Raw genomic sequence first — 1,392 nt, 5'->3', positions numbered from 1 at the left:
CGCCTTACCCGTATATGGACACCTCCCGTTATGCAAGTCACTAATCATGTTTTGTGTAACGGGAGTAAGATGCTTTCGTATATCCGGCCTTTCTTTCGGCACCGTCGTGCCTGGCCATGATGTTATCTGCACACCTGGTTCCATTCGGCCTAACGGCTTTGCTTCGCAGGGAGCCTTCGGGTAAACCGGAGTTTTCAGGGGTCGGTCTTACCTGTTACACATCTGTGCTTAATGACTCTGCAATCTCATGACAGGATTATTCTTCTCTCTTATTCTTAACGCTCCGTCCTACATCACGCGATACTCTTCTTCCCGGCTCAGCACGGCCCACGCGATACGGGCATTTTTGTTCGCCATGGCGACCGTTGCGACATTCCTGTTACGTCTTTCTGCCACTGACTGCAGCCACTGGCTTCGACGGTCTTCCTTGTTACCGCAGGCATTCAGTACTGCACGCGCTCCGTGGATCAGCAGCGTTCGCAGGTAGCTGTCACCCCGCTTACTGATGTGACCCAGCCGGTTTTTTCCGCCGCTTGAGTGCTGCCTGGGAACCAGCCCCAGCCAGGCCGCCATTTCACGTCCGTTTTTAAACTGTCTTGCATCACCCACTGCTGCAACCAGCGCGCTGGCGGTTACCGGGCCAATCCCGCTGATCTCCTGAAGCCGCCTGATACGCTCATCTTCCTGCGCCAGCTGTTTAAGCCGCCGGTCGTAACGTGCCAGTCGGTCATCCAGTATCTGCAATTCCTCCGCTAACTCGCACAGCAGGCGGATAAAGCGGTTATCCCATTGTTCCTGCTGAGAAAGTATCTCCGGCAGGGCCCGTCTGAGCGCGGCAATCCCGACAGGAAGCGCAAGGCCAAATTCGCCCAGCATGCCGCGTATCTCGTTGCTGAGCGCCGTTCTGTCGCGAAGCAGGCGGGCACGAACCCGGTGCTCTGCCTGCATGCTCTGCTGCGCCTCAGATTTAACGGCAACATAGCGCATACCGGGCCTGCTGACGGCCTCACAGATGGCTTCGGCATCATTGGCATCGTTTTTGTTGCCCTTCAGATAAGGCTTAACGAACCGGGGCGGGATAATACGGACAGAGTGCCCGAGTCGGGTCAACTCTCTGGCCCAGTAATGCGAGGAGCCGCAGGCTTCAATACCGATAAGACAGGGCTCAAGCTGGGCGAAAAAGACAAGCATCTGTGAACGGCGCAGTGTTTTACGGAGAACAACGCGTTCATGGTGATCAACGCCATGAAGCTGAAAAACCAGCTTTGCGAGATCGAGGCCAATACGTTTAATATTCATGTGGACACCTCCCCCTGGGAACTGAAGTTAACACCTCAGTCTGGCACTAATGATGCCGTAAGGTGGGAGGTGTCCATCACATCGGCCTACGTT

The 1,392-nt window shown here is 55.3% G+C and carries 1 protein-coding gene; it reads right to left on the bottom strand.

The genetic code is table 11. The features are described from left to right. Positions 1-288: 288 nt before the first annotated feature. Positions 289-1,299 carry an IS110 family RNA-guided transposase gene (locus FFS28_RS21635; protein ID WP_137903926.1) on the bottom strand — a complete coding sequence of 337 codons (1,011 nt, stop codon included), beginning with the start codon at positions 1,297-1,299 and terminating at the stop codon, positions 289-291. Positions 1,300-1,392: the final 93 nt, after the last annotated feature.

The sequence above is a fragment of the Enterobacter sp. 2VL genome, assembly GCF_005503595.1.
GTDB classification, from domain to species: domain Bacteria; phylum Pseudomonadota; class Gammaproteobacteria; order Enterobacterales; family Enterobacteriaceae; genus Enterobacter; species Enterobacter cancerogenus.
The sequence above is the reverse complement of the archived record's forward strand: the minus strand, read 5'-3'. Positions and strand labels throughout refer to the sequence as shown.

Coding starts and splice junctions, on each gene's coding strand:
- FFS28_RS21635 (WP_137903926.1), bottom strand. CDS start 1,299: ATGAATATTAAACGTATTGGCCTCGATCTCGCAAAGCTGGTTTTTCAG.